Genomic DNA, 16,515 nt, shown 5'->3' with positions numbered 1-16,515 from the left:
TCAATACACGATCGCGCTCATGCACTCATCCCTGCCTCGACCTCTTCCGGCGGCTTCACGTAGCGGAAGGCGCCATAGAGCAGCGCGTCGTATGCGATCTTCATCCCCGCAGCGATGTACAGCGGCACCGCCAGTGATCCGCCGTGCATCAACACCCCCGCGAAGGCCGGCGCCACGGCCCAGCCCGCGACACGCACCAGGTTCGTCACCCCGGACGCCAGCGTGCGCTCGTTCGCGCGCACCACCGCCATCACGTACGACTGTCGCGTCGGTACGTCCATTTCGACCAAACCCTCGCGCAGCAGAAACAGCAGCGCCGCCACGGTGAAAGTCGGCGCGAACGGCACGGTGACCAGCAACAGACTCGACGGCACGTGCGTGAAGACCATCGTGTTCACCAACCCGATGCGGCGCGCCAACCACGCCGCACCGAAGTGCGAGAACGCGTTGGCGACTCGCGCCCCGAAGAACAACAGCCCGAGTGCGCCTGCACTCACGCCGAATCGTTCGTAGAAGAAAAACGCCAACAGCGCCGAGGTCAGAAACCCACCGGCTACGGCATCGAGCGCGAACAGCAGAGAGAGCCGCCACAGCACGCGACGCGTGGCAGGCGCGATGCGCGTCGCGCCTTGCCCCTGCGCCGCTTCGACTGCCGGCGACAGCCCCACATACAGCAACGCGACCGCCACCATGACCGCGGCATAGATCGCCAACACCGTTTGCATCGAGGGCAGCGGCGCCACCAACCAACCGCTCTGCAGCCACGTCGGCAGCCCGGCGAGGATGCCGCCCAGCGCATGTCCGATGTCTTGCAGCACGTTGTACCAGGCAAACGCGCGCGTGCGCTGCGCGTCGGTCGTGGTTGCCGGCAGTATCGCCTGCTCGATCATGACCGCCGCACCACGGTCGCGTCCCATCCCGTTCAGCATGCCGAGAAACGCCGCCGCCAGCACCACGGCGATCTCCGATGCGAGCGTCACCCCGACGGCGCCACACGCGCCAAGCGTCGCGACGCCGATCAGCATCCGCCGCCGCCCAACCCGATCGCCCCACCAGGTCGCCACAAACGTCGCGGCCGCCGCGCCACTGAGCCCGACACCGACCACGAGGCCAACTTCAGCAGGATTGAAACCGCGTTGCGCCAGATAGATGCCCAGCAGCACGCCCAGCATGCCGGTCACCAACGCGCGCAAGAAGGTCGCCGCGAACAGCAATCGCCGATCACGCATCAATAGCTAGCCACTCGCCGACCCGTTACCCGCGTTCCGAGTAAACCGGCAACCGATCCATCAGATCAGCCAGCCGCTGACCCGCCGCGTCCTTCGGTGATACGAGCGGTTCGGCGATGGGCCACTCGATCGCAATGTCTGGATCGTTCCACAGCAGGCGGAGTTCATCGGATGGATCGTAGAGGTCGGTGCATTTGTACTCGACCTCGGCGATCTCGCTGAGCACACAGAAGCCGTGAGCGAATCCTGGCGGGACGTAGACCTGGCGGAAGTTGTCAGCCGAGAGAGCGATGCCGACCCAGCGGCGGAAGCGCGGCGACCCGCGACGGATGTCCACCGCGACATCGAAGATCTCGCCTTGTAGCACTCGCACCAGCTTGCCTTGCGGATGCCGCTCCTGCGCATGCATCCCGCGCAAGATGCCGCGGGTCGAGCGCGAGTGATTGTCTTGCACGAACGGACCGGGGATGCCGCCCTCGCGATACTTCCCCTCGTGATAGGTTTCGAGAAAGAATCCGCGATCGTCGCGAAAGACATCCGGCTCGACGATGACGACCTCTGGCAGCTCGCTGCGCACGAATCGCATCGTCAGCTCTCCTGCTCGAGAATGAGCTGCAAGTATTGACCATAGGCCGTGCGCTCCATGGTCTTAGCGATGCGCGCGACGTCGGCGGCGCTGATGTAGCCCATGCGGTACGCGATCTCCTCGACGCACGCGACCTTCAGCCCTTGGCGTTCCTCGATTGCTTGAATGAAGTTCGACGCCTGCAGCAACGCTTCATGCGTGCCCGTGTCGAGCCAGGCGATGCCGCGGCCGAGCTTTTCGACGTGCAGTGTGCCGGCCTTGAGGTAAGCAATGTTCACGTCGGTGATCTCCAGCTCGCCGCGCGCTGATGGCGCCAACGAGCTGGCGATCTCGACGACGTGGTTGTCGTAAAAGTACAGCCCCGTCACCGCATACGCGGAACGTGGCGCCTTCGGCTTCTCTTCCAAGCCGACGGCGCGGCCTTGAGCGTCGAACTCGACCACGCCGTAGCGTTCCGGGTCGCGCACCCAGTAGCCGAAGACGGTCGCACCGTCGGTGCGCTCGGCCGCGCGCCGCAGGAACTCCGGAAAGCCGTGGCCATAGAAAATGTTGTCGCCGAGTGCGAGGGCTACGGACGAACTCCCGATAAACTCGCGGCCGATCACAAACGCCTGCGCGATGCCGTCGGGTCGCGCCTGTGCGGCATATTCGATCCGTAGTCCCCACTCAGCGCCGTTGCCGAGCAGTCGGCGGAATCCCTCTTGCTCGTGCGGCGTCGTGATCACCAAGATTTCGCGAATCCCCGCCAGCATCAGCGTCGAGAGCGGGTAGTACACCATCGGCTTGTCGTAGATCGGAATGAGTTGCTTGCTCACCGCCTTGGTCAGCGGGTACAGCCGAGTGCCGGATCCTCCGGCGAGAACAATGCCCTTCATACTGAACTCCTCGTCAACCAGGCGTGGCGTTCTTTCTTAGCAGCCCCTTGAAACTCGCGAAACCATCATGAGAAACACCGAACCACCAAGGCCTCCTCTCCCGCAATACTAGCGCGAGAGGAGAGAGGTGAGGGAACCGCATCATCGGACGGCCTTGTGGCACAAGGCCGAGCGGGCCTGTTGACCCGGCGTAGGAAACCCTCACCCTCGCCCCTTCGACAAGCTCAGGGCAGGCTCTCTCCCGCTGGCAATGCGGGAGAGGGGTTCCGTGCGTGAGATGCCGAGTGTGTTGTTTCCAACGGGCTGCTTAGACCGGCTGATGCTCGGAGCGCAAAAGGTCATTCACTGTTTTGACCGGGTTGAAGGTAGTGATCGGAACCTCGACGAAGATCGCCGTCCACTGGGCCATCGCCCCGTTCCACAATCCTGGCAGCTCCAACGCCTTGAGCTCGCGGCCATCTTGCGACTTGCGCGCGATGAACACCGCGTCAGCGTCGACGCAACGCGTGAGGTCGAACGGCCGGCCCTGCCAGTCGCGCACGCCGCACACCAGGTCGACGGGGTTGAAGTAGGTCGACTCGCTGAAGATCGCCTGTTGTTCGAGTGAGTCGGGATCAACCTGCGCGCTCTCGACGATCTGCACGCTGACTTGCCCGCGCCGGTCGCGCACCCAAAAAGGGCCGCCGCCAGGTTCGCCGGTGTTGCGCACCATGCCGCACACCCGCAGCGGGCGGTCGAGTTGCTCAATCAGGAAGGCGCGCAACGCCGCACCACCGCTAGCCGCGAGCGTCGGCGGCACCGAGACGTGCAGCTCCTTCAGTAAACGCATCGCGGCGTCGAACGCATCGGGTTTCCTCGCGTCGGCCGCCAAGGCGGCACGCTGCGCGAAGATGCGCTGCTGCATCATCACCAGGTAGCCACCGAGCACTTGCTTCCAGTGAATCGTGTCAGCCTTGAGGTGATCGGGCACGACATTGTCGATGTTCTTGATGAAGATCACATCGCCGTGCAGGTCGTTGAGATTCTGGATCAGTGCACCATGACCGCCCGGGCGAAACAGGAGCTGACCATCGATCGTGCGAAATGGGCGGCCGTCGATCTCCGCCGCGATCGTATCGGTGGAATCCTTCTGCGCTGAGAAGTCGACCTCGAAGTGGGCGTTATGGACGCGCTCGTAGACCGGCGCGATGCGTTCAAGCAGTTGCACGAATCCCGAGCGGTGCTGAGGTGACACGGTAAAGTGCAGCCGGCAACGGCCGTCACGGTCGCGAGCATAGGCCGCGGCCTCGACCAGATGCTCTTCGAACGGCGTGCGACTATCAGACCCGTAACGGTGGAACTGCAGCAGGCCCTTCGGTCGCGCCGCGTAGTCGAGGCCCTTTGGTGTCAGCAGATACTCGAGAATCCCGTCGAACCACCCGGCCCGATCGAGCGCGTCGAGGTCCAACCCATCGCGCGTCATCGCTCGGCGCAGGTCCTCGCAAAATGCGAAACGCGTCAGGCCGTCCATGAAGGCCAGCATCTCCTGCGCGGCAGCGTCACCCGTCGCAGCCCGCGCCGCGGTCTCAGCGCGGCGAACCTCGCCGCCGCGATCGCGCGCCGACAGCAGCGTTCTGAACATGCGGCTGGCCGCACCCGATGCGGGTACGAATTTCAGGACCCGCCCGCTGCCGCAGGCATCGGCGTACTGCCGCACGGCAGCCTGCTCATCAGCAGCGGATAGCACATGAATCCCGTCGCCAGCGGTACACGGCCGATCGAGACGTATGAACGGTGGAGGGTGCCGCAACAGTTCGAGCTGCCGTCGCGCTTCGTCAATCTTCACGCCACGCCGCGCCAGCTGAACGAGATCTTGCTCTGTGAAGTCACGATCTGCCATCGCTACTCTTGTTCTCTCCTGGAACTGATGGCACACGGCGATCCGTGGCGTTTTAACCGTTGCGCACGGTCCTCAGTTACCGGCTGACACCAGTACTGACACCAATCGCGGAGTCAAGCTCGGCCGCGCATCGGCCGCGTAGAGAGTCATTTGTCGAGCATCACGGTATCGGGGAGATAGGGTAGAATCTCGCAACCGCCGGGATCCAGTTCGATGTGGTTCTCAAACATCTCCTTGACGCTAGTCCATTCCGCCTTCCTCAGCCCACGGCTCGTGCCCCAGACTGGTACCCGGGGAAGGTCACGTACTCTCAACCGCGCCAGGTTCGTAGGGTGGTACCCAAAGCCCAGAAAGAGGATTCGTTCCGCAGCGCCGAGGCGCTCAATGGCTACGCGAAAGGCGTCCCCAGCCTCTGTCTCGTGAATGATGCGAATCGATTCGGCCGCCAACCGGACGGTGGCACCGTTCGCGGAAGGGTCGTATGGTCGGCCAGGTGAGTCCAGTCGGGCGTAAGGAGCAAGTTCACCGTGAACGTGAAGAATTGGTGTAAAGCGTCTCACCAAATCTGCTGCCTCATCGCGAGAGATCCGATATGAATTCACGAGGGCAGTCGTGAGGTAGTGTTCGAGCGACCTGTAATAGTTGAAGGTGATCACTGAGAGTTGGTTACCTTCGAACTTCTGCGGGGGGGCGTTCAGTTTGTCGTATAGGTAGTCATACCAACTCGGCGCAGCTTTCGAACGATCGAAGAGACGGTCATCGCTCTCGCATGGGATGAGCGCACACGCGATTGCAGCCTTTCCAACTTCGAGAAAGTCGGGACGATGCTCAAGAAACGCATCAACGGATGTCTTGCCCGAATGCGCCAGCGCCATCGAAAATTGCGTGATTGTGGAAGGATCATACCCGCAGTCCGCCAATCGGGTTAGGACCGGATTGCTGCGGGTGTCGGGTGATGGATATGTGAGTTGCCTAAGGAGTTCGAAGCCGGACGGGAAACCAAACTCTGCACTCGCTCCGGCCCCCAAAACGAGAACGGTTCTTCGCCATATCATGGCTTGGCTTCTTGGGGGCCATCCAGCTGTTCAGCCGGGCGCTACGCTTTCGGCTCATCACGATTGAAAAGCTCCTTGCGGACTCGGAGCGGCCGGCCCTGCGGTCTCTGGATCACAACAATGATTCAACAATGGCGGAGCAGGTCCAAGAATCGCTCGCGCGAGATGCTGGCGGTACGCATGTTTGCTTTGATGATGTCGAGCCCTACTTCGTCATACTCAGGGATGACGATGGGACGCGCCACACCTGGCTTCTCACCAATCCAGTGGCTTGTGCCGCCGCGGCTGCGCTTGCTGAACTTGAAACCGTCACCTTCGAAGACACAGCGGAGTTGCTTCCACGTGACCGGCCGAAGCCGACTCACGCGGCTGCCCCGGTACTCGCAGACGCAGATGATATCCGGCCACGAATCCGGAGCCGCAACGGAACCGTCACCGCATCGGTCGCCTTGGGCTCTCGCGCCCTCGGTGCTGGCTTGCGAGCATCGCGCACAAAGCCAGCGTCGCGCAGCACGTCGGCGAGAGTGCCACGCTCGAAGCAGCTCTCTAGGAAGAACACCAGCGCGTCGACCAGGTTCTTCCTAGCTTCTTCACGCGTGCGTCCCTGCGAGTGAACGTCGAGCGGTTGGCATGACGACACGTACCACTTGCCCTTTTTCCGAACCGTGGCGGGCAACCGAAACTCGACACCGATTTGTTGGCTGTTTGTCACGGTCGAGATTCTACGCGCGCCCTGCCCTACTGCGCAAGCCGCCGGTTCGTGTAGCGCGGGCGGGCGCCGGGCTTGCTAGCCGCGAAAAACGCTGCGGCTGGCACTACCGCCAAAGTGATCGACCTTCCAGAGAAGAAAGCGCGCCCGGAGAGATTCGAACTCCCGACCTACTAACGGGCAAGGTCGACAAGTCAGCGCTGCAGCAGATCTTGCGTGCCCGCGGGGTGCGCTCTCGGCCTCTGACGCGCGGCGCCAGCCGTGCATAGGCGATTAGCCTTCGCCTGGTCGGTCACCTGCGTCGCGGCCAGAGTCTATCCACTCGCGTCACGTCACTGCGGCGCGTGCCACACGACAACGCGCTTCTCTGTGCTGTTGACCACGAACACATCGCCGTTGCCGGCAACCGCGACGCCGGTCGTATTGATATAACGGCCGGGCGCGGTATGGCCGAAGCTGACGATGAACCCGCCGTTGGGCGTGAACTTCTGCGCTCGATCATTGCCCGAGTCGACCACGTAGACATAGCCATCGCGATCGACTGCGATACCTCGCGGCGACATGAACTGCAGCGGCGCGTCACCCGTTTCTCCCCACTGCGTCAGGAAGTCGCCCGAGCGGTTGAACGCTTCGACGCGATTGTTGCCCGAGTCGGTGACGTACACTCGATCGCCGAACACGGTGATGAATTGTGGCGCATTGAACTGACCAGGGGCCGTTCCGAAGCCTCCCCAGATGTCCAGGAATACTCCGTTGGAATCGAATTTCTGCACACGATTGTTGCCGCTATCGACGACGAAGACATTGCCGATGTCGTCGACCGCGACGCCGCGTGGGGTCATGAATTGCCCAGGCCCGGTACCGGGCGTGCCGAAAAACTTGAGCAGCGTCCGTCCGGCACTGAATTTCGCGACGCTGTGATTGGCCGAATCCGCAAGGTAGAAGTCGCCATTGGGTGCGATGGCGATGCCCGCGCCGGCATGCGCCAAGCCGGCACTACCGCCCGTTGCGATGCGTATGTCTCCATCGAACTCGCCGTTGGGGCGGAAGAATGCGACGCGAGCCTGATCGCCGACGGTATCGCTGATGAGTATCCCCTGCGTCGCCGAATACGCGATGGCGACCGGAGAAGCGAAACGCGCCACCAACGCATCGATGAGCTGCCACACCGGCCGCAGATCCGCATCGAGCTTCTGCACGCGATTATTATTGGTGTCGGCGACGTAGACGTTGCCGTCGGAATCGAGGGCCACGTCACGCGGGTCGTTGAACTGCCCCGGGCCACTCCCTTGTTCACCGGCCGCACCGACGAAGCTGCCATCCGTATCGTAGACCTTGATCGTGTCGCCGAAGTCGCTGACGTACAGGCGACCGTCGGGCCCAAACGCGACACCCGTTGGGCCATCGAGCTGCGTGCTGGGTGCGCCCGTCGTGCCGATATCGAGGACGTGTTCGAACGACGCATCGAACTTTTGCACGCGGTTGTTGCCGAGGTCGGCAACGTAGGCATAGCCGTCAGAATCGAAGGCGATGTCGACCGGCTGATCGAACTTTCCGGGTCCATCGCCGCTGGCGCCCCACTCCCCTTGGAATACTCCGCTCGTGCTGAATCGCTTCATTTTGTTGCGATTGGTATCGCAAACGAAGACGACGCCGGTTCGCACGGTGACACAGAACGGCAGGCTGAGATTCTCCGGCGCGGTCCCAGTCGCCCCCCACTGCAAGAGGAACTGTCCGCTCGACGTAAATTTCTGGATGCGGTTGTTCCCCGCGTCGGCAACGTAGATACTGCCGTTGGTATCAAAGGCAATCCCCCGCGGCGTGTCGAAATATCCTGGGTTGCTGCCGCCCGCACCGATGTAGTCCACGTACCTGCCGGTCGAATCGAACTCGAGTATGTAATTGTGGCCGTCCGCGATCCACACATGACCGTTCGCATCGATCGCCGTTCCAATCGGTCGGCTCAATGGGGTAATCACGAACCCGGGCCCGCCGAAGGCATAAGCGAAAGAGTAATCCCTTGCAGTATTCGCCGTCGGCGTGCGGGTAGCCGTGGCCGGCGCGCTGGTTGGCGTCGATGTCGTTGTCGGCGTAGGAATGAAGGTCCGCGTAGGCGTGGACGTCCGCGGACGCGCCAAGATCTGAATCAACGCCGTAACGTCGGCGACCGATACGCGCCCGTCGGCATTGGCGTCCTTCGACATACAGGTCTTGCACGTGTCGCAGAATGGCGCTCGCAACAGCAGGGTGAGGTCCCGCAGGTCCAGCACCCAGTTGCAATCGGAATCACCCAACTCGGTGAAGGGGTTTCCGGCAACACAGTCGATCGTCTGCGGGCACTCTGGCGCGCCGTCGGCGTTCACGGCTGGCGGTGCGACGATGACGACCAGAAGCGCAACCGCGATGGGCACGTCACGGAACGTGGATCGGAGGAACTCATTCATCGTCGCGGCGAAGTATCTTGACCTTTGCCCGCCTGTCAAACGCACGCGCGGAGATGCGGGACACCCCGCCGAGATATCGAGCCGGCTGCGCACGCCATCAGCCCACTTCCTTGCAACCGCGACTCCGAGGCGGAAAACGGGCCGCTCGTGCGCGCGCCCCAAGCTGACCGCTTCCGCCATTCCTTCGCGAAGTCCCTGTAGCACTCCTAGCGCTCCGCGAATATCGCTTGGGTGAGCGGCGCAATGTCCGCGCTGTCGACGACGCCGTCAGCGTTGACGTCATCGCCTCCGCACACGGCCCGTTGTCCGCTCACGATCTGGAGGCGGAGCGCGGTGTGATCCGCCGCGCCGACGCGACCATCGCAGTTGGCATCGCCGCGGACAGTCGCGATGGTGGCCGTGGCGCTCGGCGTAGGCGATGGCGTTGGTTCGGTGGTCGCGGAGGGAGACGCCGTCGCGGTTCGCATCGGTGTGTGAGTGGCGGGTGTGGTCGGTGTCGCCGCGGTGGGCGAAGCGCTGGCGACCAGCGTGGCGGTACCCGATGCCGTTGCGGTTGGCGTGATGGGTGCGGTGTCAGTCGGCGTATGGGTGGGGACCGTGGTCGCCGTTGCGGTCGCGGTGGCCGTCGGTGTCGGGGTGTTGGGCGCGACGGTTGGTGGTGCTGTGGGCACATTGGTTCGGGTTGGCGTGAGCGTAGCCGTTTGTGTCTCCCTCACGGTTCGGGTCTGCGTATGGGTCGGCGTGCGAGTTGACGTCGCGGTCGCGGCGCTCGTCGGTGTGTTGGTTGAAACGAGGGTTGCCGTGGCCGTCCTGGTCCGCGTCGCTGTCCGCGTCGCGCTGTGAGTGCGCGTCGGCGTGAATATCGGTGTGTACGTCGATGTCGCCGTCGGCGTACCGGTGCGCGTGCGCGTCCGCGTAACCGTTGCGGTGTGTGTGAAGGTATTGGTTGGCGTCGGGACAGCACCCGTCGGGATGCCAAACCAGAAGCCGCCGCCAACGGCATACGTGCCGCCGCTCAGTAGTCCCGCATCATGTTGCCCGACGGTGCCGCCGACCGCATAACTGCCTCCGTTGCTCGTGCCACCCCCCGCGTCCACGGTGAACCATGACAACGTGTACGCGCCGCCGCTTTGCGCAACCACCATGGCGGCACACGCGAGAAGGGCACCAGAGGCTAGCGCGGCGCGCGCGGTCCGGTTCACGCTCGATCACCCCGGCATCGAGCTCGTAGCGGTTGCGTTCATCCGTTCAAAATCCGTTACCGAGCGACGAGGACAAGCCTGCTTGGCGAACCTCAGTGTGTCGCTCCAGCGCCTGCTCCAGCGCGCTGAGACGCGCCTCGAGCGCGCGATTCGGCTCCGCCATCGCTTCGAGGCGCGCGGCGAGCACCGCGTTCTCCTGGCGCAGCGCGCGCACCTGGCTCCGCAACGCGGCGACCTCTGGGGCGGCGCTTTCGGACTGCTGTGCGAAAACCTGAATTGTTCCTTCGCGGTCCGCATCTTCCAACGCATAGCCGATGATCTTGCACGCGCTGATGGCTTTCATCCCATAGCCCGGCTTCGAGCTCGACGTGATCGGGTCACCGCGCTTGATCAGCCCGTTCTCGAGTGTGACCTTCGCAGGAAAGTAGCCGTAGATGGCGAGTGGCAGATAATGGTCGTTGAGTTTGTTGCCGTCGGCACTGAGCTCGGGTTTGAGCAGGAAGCCGACGAGATTCTGGTCACATGCCTGGGTGGATTTGCCCACGGCAAAGGGGGCATGCTCATCGCCGTAGGGATTGACGCCGACGATGCTGACCAAGTCTCCCGGTTCTGGATCACCCAAATCGCTTGCCACGGTGGGGACGTATTCGGCGGCGGAAGAGCACTGAGACAAGAAGCCGCTGTTGAAGCAAATGTGTTTGGTGGAAGCCTCAGGACGAAGCGTCGCGAGAGCCACGTAACCCTCGCTAGTTACAACAAACTTAAAGAAACCAGTCGCGTCGTAGACTTCAAAAATATTGTCAGCTAGGGAGGGTGCCCGGACGGTCAACGTTCCGGTGGGGGATGCTGTCCCAATGCCGACCCTGCCGCCGATGTCGAGTGTGACGCTTCGAGTTCTTCCGGCCCAAAGCGACGTCTTGGTCCCCGCCCCTCCAAATACCACCAGCTCCCCAGCACCTATATCCGCCGCGGAATCTGGCACCCCCACATAGCCTTTGCCCACGGCCCCCTGATAGAAATCCCAGCCGGCTGCGAAGCCAGTTGTACCCGAAGACTCGATGCGCGGCGGGAGGATGTCGCTGGCGCCCGAAGCAACATGCAATCTCGTTAGCGGGCTCGCTGTCCCAATGCCGACGTTGCCGTTGGTGAAGGAGACGTTGCCGCCGTTGGTCACCCACGGCGCGGCAGAAAACAGCGCATACGGCGCCGGGGCGAGCGCCTGGCGCGGCAGCAACATCTGATACCCGCCCGTGCTGGCCCCAGGGCGTACGCCGAGCTCGAGATAGCGTGCGTTGCCGTCGAACACGGCGCCGAAGTCGAGCTGCACAGTGAACAAGCCGTTGGCGACGCTGACGTTGTCCTTGGTGTTGGTGCCGCCCTTTTGTGTTCCGTTGCTCGCGGCGTCGAACAACTTGAACTGCAAGTCGTAGGTCGCGTTCGCGGGCGCAGCACCGTCCGTCAGTTGCCCTTGATAGGTGAACGCCGTCGTCTGCCCGTTCACGGCGCCGACCCTCACGATCAGCAGCAGAAGCCCCAGCCATAGATAGCGTACCATCGCATTCCCTCCCTCGCGGTCGTCGCCCGCGCTTCTACCAAGCCGACCAGAGTAAAGCGACAGAATGGATGGCGAGAGGGAAGGTTGTTCGTTGTTAGGTTGTTGGTTGTTAGGGGCGGAGGGGAACTGCCTATTGCCGTCTGCCTGCTATCGCCGCGCCACACTCGTCACAGAATTTCGACGTTGGGCGCAGCTCCAATCCGCCCGCGGCGCGCTTGATTGCGAGTGGCAAGGAGCGACACCCCTCGCAGGGGTCGCGCCCAAGACATTCCGAAGAAAAAAAGCGCGCCCGGAGAGATTCGAACTCCCGACCTACTGGTTCGAAGCCAGCCGCTCTAGTCCACCTGAGCTACGGGCGCGGATGCCGGACGATAGCCGTCCGGCAGTTCAAAGTCTAAAGCTGAAAGTGGAAAGCAAAACGGGCTGAGCCCAAGTTCGAAGTCCAAAGCCGAAAGTGGAAAGCCGGACCGGGCTGAAGTTCAAAGTTCAAAGCCGAAAGCGAAAAGCCGGGACGGGCTGCTCTTGGCTTTCAGCTTTCTTCCTTCAGTCTTGGCCGGGCGGCTTTCACCTTCTAGCTTTTGGCTTTCAACTTTCAGCTTTCAACCCTCATCCTGCAACCTTCGCCTTCATCCTCACTTTCCGATTCAGCCCCTGCAACATTCGCGATACTTCCTCGGCGCGCTCGCACGTGCGCTTGAACGTCGCAGCATCGATATAGCCTTGATCGACGGCCACGTACAGTTGGCAGCGCACTTCTCCGCACGAACCTTTCGCGATCACCAGAAAACGACCGAACTCAGCGTTGCTGCCGCGCTCAAAGCCCTCGGCGATGTTGGACATCACGGACACCGCTGCCCGCCGAATCTGATCCCTCAGACCGAAATCGCGCTCAAACTCCCGACCCCGGGTCAGCTCGTAAATCACACCGGTCAGCTCCCGCGCCTTCTGCCAGACAATCAACTCCTCGAAACGCTTCGACATATCGCGCCTCCGTTCAACTGCTACGGAACAAGCGGTGGAAAGTTGAAAGCGAAAAGTGGAAAGCCAGAGGGGACGCGGAAGGGAAGCTGAAAGCTGAAAGTGAAAAGTGGAAAGCCAGAGGACACGTTGGCGACTCGACCTCAGCATGGATGTCTGGCTCTTCACTTTCAGCTTTCCACTTTCAACTCTTCTCAGCCTCTCTGGCTTTCCACTTTCACCTTTTCGCTTTCAACTCTTCTCAACCTTCCACTTCGTTCCCGACGGCGTGTCTTCGAGCACGATGCCCTGTTCTTTGAGTTGCGCGCGAATTTCATCGGCGCGTTTGAAGTTGCGGGCTTTGCGGGCGTCGTTGCGCTCGGCGATGAGGCGCTCGACGGCGGCGCTGTTCACGTCGGTCGCATCGAGATGGGCGCGGCGCGCGCGCTCCAGCCATGCGCTCGCGTCGGCTTGCGCGAAACCGAGGACACCACACATCTCGCGCAGCGCGACGCGCAACGGCGCCGCCTTCGGCAGATCGTCCTGGTCGAGTGCGCGATTCAAAGCGCGCAGGGTGTCGAAGATGACGCCGAGCGCACCGGCGGTGTTGAGGTCGTTGTCCATCGCCGCACGAAACTCGGCCACGACGGCCGCGTCGGCCGGCACCACCTCGCTCCCGAGCGCGGCATCGGCGCGCGCGAGAGTCTCGTAGATCCGAGTCACGTTGCCCGCAGCGTCGTCGAGCCGCTCGACGGCGAAATCGAGCGGGCTGCGGTAGTGCGTGCCGATCACGAACAGCCGCACAGCTTCGCCGCCAACGCGCTGCGACGCCGCTTGCACGGTCATGAAGTTGCCGAGCGACTTCGACATCTTCTCGCGGTCGATGGTCACCATGCCGTTGTGTACCCAGTAACGCGCAAAGGTGCGCTCATGCGCACCCTCGGACTGAGCGATCTCGTTCTCGTGGTGCGGAAAAATCAGATCGTTGCCGCCGCCGTGAATGTCGAACGGCTGATCGAGGTACTTGCTCGCCATCACCGAACACTCGATGTGCCAGCCGGGCCGCCCCCTGCCCCACGGACTGTCCCACCACGGCTCACCCGGCTTACTCGCCTTCCACAGCGCGAAGTCCATCGGGTGATGCTTGCGCTCGTCGACTTCGATGCGTGCCCCCGCTTGCATGTCGTCGAGGTTGCGCTTGGATAGCTTGCCGTAGCCGGGCAACTTGTCGACCGCGAAGTAGACGTCACCGTCGGCGGGATACGCCAGTCCTTTGGCGATCAGCTTCTCGATCAGCGCGATCATCTCGGGGATGTGCTGAGTCGCCCGGGGCTCGAGCGTCGGCGGCAAGCAGCCGAGCACGGCGATGTCCTCGGCAAACGCCCGGATGTTGGTGTCGACCAAACTGTCGGTCGAGATGCCGGCGTGATTGGCGCGGGCAATGATCTTGTCGTCGACGTCGGTGAAGTTGCGAATGAAGGTCACGTCGTAGCCGGCAAAGCGCAGGTAGCGGTAGAGAACGTCGAAGACGACCATCGCGCGCGCATGGCCGATGTGCGAGCGGTCGTAGACCGTGACGCCGCAGACGTACATGCCGACCTTGCCCGGCACCAGCGGAACGAATTCTTCCAAACGGCCGGCGAGAGTGTTGTGAATTCTGAATGGCATATGGCTGATGGCCGATCGCTTATGGCTGATCGCCGGATGGGACAAACTCGCCCCTCTGGCAATACACAATACACCATCGGCGATTCGCGCAGCTCACTCCTCATCCTCGCGCAGTTTGGCCAGCACGGAGAGATCTTCGATCGTACTGGTGTCGCCGATGGTATCTTTGCCGGCGGCGATGTCGCGCAGCAGGCGGCGCATGATCTTGCCGCTGCGAGTTTTTGGCAGGGAATCGGTGAAGCGAATGTCGTCGGGCTTGGCGAAAGCGCCGATCTCTTTGGCGACATGGTCGCGCAACGCCAGCTTCATCTGGTCGGTCGCCTTGTGGCCAGCGGCCAACGTGACGAACGCCGCGATTGCTTGCCCCTTCATCGCATCGGGACGCCCGACGACGGCGGCCTCGGCGACCGCCTCGTGACTCACCAACGCGCTTTCCACTTCCATCGTACCGAGACGATGACCGGCAACGTTTACCACGTCGTCAACGCGCCCCATGATCCAGAAGTAGCCGTCCTCGTCGTAACGTGCGCCGTCGCCGGTGAAGTAGCAGCCCGCGACTTGGCTCCAATACGTTTGCACGTAGCGATCCGGATCGCCGTAGATCGTGCGGAGCATGCTCGGCCACGGATGCTTGATGACCAGGTAGCCGCCTTGATTGGGACCGACCGGATCACCCTCGCGCGTCACCACCGCAACCTGGATACCTGGGAACGGGCGTGTCGCCGAACCGGGTTTCGTCGCAATCGCGCCCGCCAGCGGCGTGATCATGATCGCGCCGGTTTCAGTCTGCCACCACGTGTCAACGATCGGGCAACGCTGCTTGCCGATCTCTTCGTGGTACCAGATCCAGGCTTCCGGATTGATTGGCTCACCAACAGTGCCGAGTAGTCGCAGCGTGTCGAGCCGATGCTTGCGCGGCCATTCGCGACCCCACTTGGCAAAGGTGCGGATGGCAGTGGGCGCGGTGTAGAAGATCGTCACGCCGTACTTGTCGATGATCTGCCAGAGGCGGTCGGGCTCGGGATAGTTCGGCGCGCCCTCGAACATCACCGATGTCGCGCCGTTCGCGAGGATGCCGTAGACCACGTAGCTGTGGCCGGTCACCCAGCCGATGTCGGCGGTGCACCAGTACGTGTCTTCGTCCTTGAGATCGAAGACCCACTTGCTAGAGATGTACGTCTGCACCATGTAGCCGCCGGTGGTGTGGACGATCCCCTTCGGCTTGCCCGTGGTACCGCTCGTGTAAAGGATGAACAGCGGATGCTCGGCATCGAGCGGCTCGGCCGGACATACATCCGACGCCTTCGCCATCAACTCGTGCCACCAATGATCGCGTCCGCCTTTCATCGGCACGGTCTCGCCGGTGCGGCGAACGACCACCACGTGCTCAACGCACGGGGCATCGCGGAGCGCGTCGTCGACGTTGGCCTTCAACGGCACCACCTGTCCACGGCGATAGCCACCGTCAGAGGTGACGACGACCTTCGCTTGCGCGTCGTTCATACGATCGCGCAGCGCTTCGGCGCTGAAGCCGCCGAACACCACACTGTGGGTTGCGCCGATGCGCGCGCAGGCGAGCATGGCGATCGCCAACTCCGGAATGAGCGGCAGGTAGAGACCGACGCGATCGCCCTTCTTCACACCAAGACCCTTGAGCACGTTGGCGAACGTGCACACCTCACGATGGAGATCTTGGTACGTCAGCGTGCGGCTGTCGCCGGGCTCGCCTTCCCAGATGATGGCCGCCTTGTTGCGGCGCCAGGTGGTGAGATGACGGTCGATGCAGTTGTGCGCGAGATTGGTGGTGCCGCCGACGAACCACTTGGCGAACGGCGGCTTCCATTCCAATATGGTTCGCCACGGCGAGAACCAATCGAGTTCGCCGGCGATGCCGGCCCAGAACGCCTGCGGATCGGCCTCGGCCTCGCGCGCGAGCCGTTCGTACTCAGCCAGCCCGCTCACGTGCGCCTTGGCGCTGAACTCCGCGGCCGGCGGGAACACGCGGCGCTCGGTCAAGACGGATTCGATGTCAGCATTCGCCATAGATACTCCTCGTCGTCAGCCACCCGCAAACGCGTTCAATGGGCACGCATCGCGGCGAGCGTGTCGCCAAGGCGCTCTCACTTCTCACAGCTCGGCGCCGCGTTCAAGCCGCCCTGCGGCGGGGTAGTGTCTCAGTTTGAGCGCAACGGAAGTTGTCATTGCGAGAAGCCGCGCAGCGCGGCGCTGCTCTGGTGGGCCAATGAACGCGCGGGCACAATGAGCAGCGACGTCTGCGGGCGCAGTGTGACAGGTCGTTGCTTGGTGTTCACGATGCCCGGTTGCGAGAATTGTTCTGGGCCGCCGTTGCTCAGGT

General features: G+C 62.8%; 12 protein-coding genes and 1 tRNA gene. All 13 read right to left on the bottom strand.

Features of this window, described 5'->3' with window-relative positions:
• Positions 1-17: 17 nt before the first annotated feature.
• The gene (locus HYR72_16765; GenBank protein ID MBI1816631.1) at positions 18-1,229 is read right to left on the bottom strand and encodes an MFS transporter; all 1,212 of its coding nucleotides are present in this window, start codon (positions 1,227-1,229) and stop codon (positions 18-20) included.
• 25 nt (positions 1,230-1,254) lie between these two features.
• Positions 1,255-1,815, bottom strand: coding sequence for a dTDP-4-dehydrorhamnose 3,5-epimerase (gene rfbC / locus HYR72_16760; GenBank protein MBI1816630.1), 561 nt, complete (start codon positions 1,813-1,815; stop codon positions 1,255-1,257).
• 2 nt (positions 1,816-1,817) lie between these two features.
• Complete coding sequence (rfbA, locus tag HYR72_16755) at positions 1,818-2,690, bottom strand: glucose-1-phosphate thymidylyltransferase RfbA (protein MBI1816629.1); 873 nt, start codon at positions 2,688-2,690, stop codon at positions 1,818-1,820.
• 307 nt (positions 2,691-2,997) lie between these two features.
• Positions 2,998-4,569, bottom strand: a complete 1,572-nt coding sequence (locus HYR72_16750) for a DUF4301 family protein (protein MBI1816628.1) — start codon at positions 4,567-4,569, stop codon at positions 2,998-3,000.
• Positions 4,570-4,715: 146 nt separating this feature from the next.
• A complete protein-coding gene (locus tag HYR72_16745; GenBank protein MBI1816627.1) occupies positions 4,716-5,624 on the bottom strand; it encodes a hypothetical protein in 909 nt (302 codons plus the stop codon).
• Positions 5,625-5,985: 361 nt separating this feature from the next.
• Entirely contained in the window at positions 5,986-6,336 is a 351-nt protein-coding gene (locus HYR72_16740) for a type II toxin-antitoxin system HicB family antitoxin (protein ID MBI1816626.1), read from the bottom strand.
• A 329-nt stretch (positions 6,337-6,665) separates the two neighbouring features.
• Positions 6,666-8,744, bottom strand: coding sequence for a hypothetical protein (locus HYR72_16735; protein MBI1816625.1), 2,079 nt, complete (start codon positions 8,742-8,744; stop codon positions 6,666-6,668).
• Positions 8,745-8,983: 239 nt separating this feature from the next.
• Complete coding sequence (locus HYR72_16730; protein MBI1816624.1) at positions 8,984-9,922, bottom strand: hypothetical protein; 939 nt, start codon at positions 9,920-9,922, stop codon at positions 8,984-8,986.
• Between the two features lie 103 nt (positions 9,923-10,025).
• Positions 10,026-11,534 carry a hypothetical protein gene (locus tag HYR72_16725; GenBank protein MBI1816623.1) on the bottom strand — a complete coding sequence of 503 codons (1,509 nt, stop codon included), beginning with the start codon at positions 11,532-11,534 and terminating at the stop codon, positions 10,026-10,028.
• 284 nt (positions 11,535-11,818) lie between these two features.
• Positions 11,819-11,893, bottom strand: a tRNA-Arg gene (locus HYR72_16720).
• Positions 11,894-12,140: 247 nt separating this feature from the next.
• Positions 12,141-12,515: a four helix bundle protein gene (locus HYR72_16715; protein MBI1816622.1), complete on the bottom strand. Its 375-nt coding sequence runs from the start codon at positions 12,513-12,515 to the stop codon at positions 12,141-12,143.
• A gap of 228 nt (positions 12,516-12,743) precedes the next feature.
• Complete coding sequence (locus tag HYR72_16710) at positions 12,744-14,159, bottom strand: cysteine--tRNA ligase (GenBank protein MBI1816621.1); 1,416 nt, start codon at positions 14,157-14,159, stop codon at positions 12,744-12,746.
• Between the two features lie 93 nt (positions 14,160-14,252).
• Entirely contained in the window at positions 14,253-16,202 is a 1,950-nt protein-coding gene (gene acs / locus HYR72_16705) for an acetate--CoA ligase (GenBank protein MBI1816620.1), read from the bottom strand.
• Positions 16,203-16,515 lie beyond the last annotated feature (313 nt).

It is taken from the genome of Deltaproteobacteria bacterium, assembly GCA_016178705.1.
GTDB lineage: Bacteria > Desulfobacterota > Binatia > HRBIN30 > JACQVA1 > JACOST01.
The sequence above is the reverse complement of the archived record's forward strand: the minus strand, read 5'-3'. Positions and strand labels throughout refer to the sequence as shown.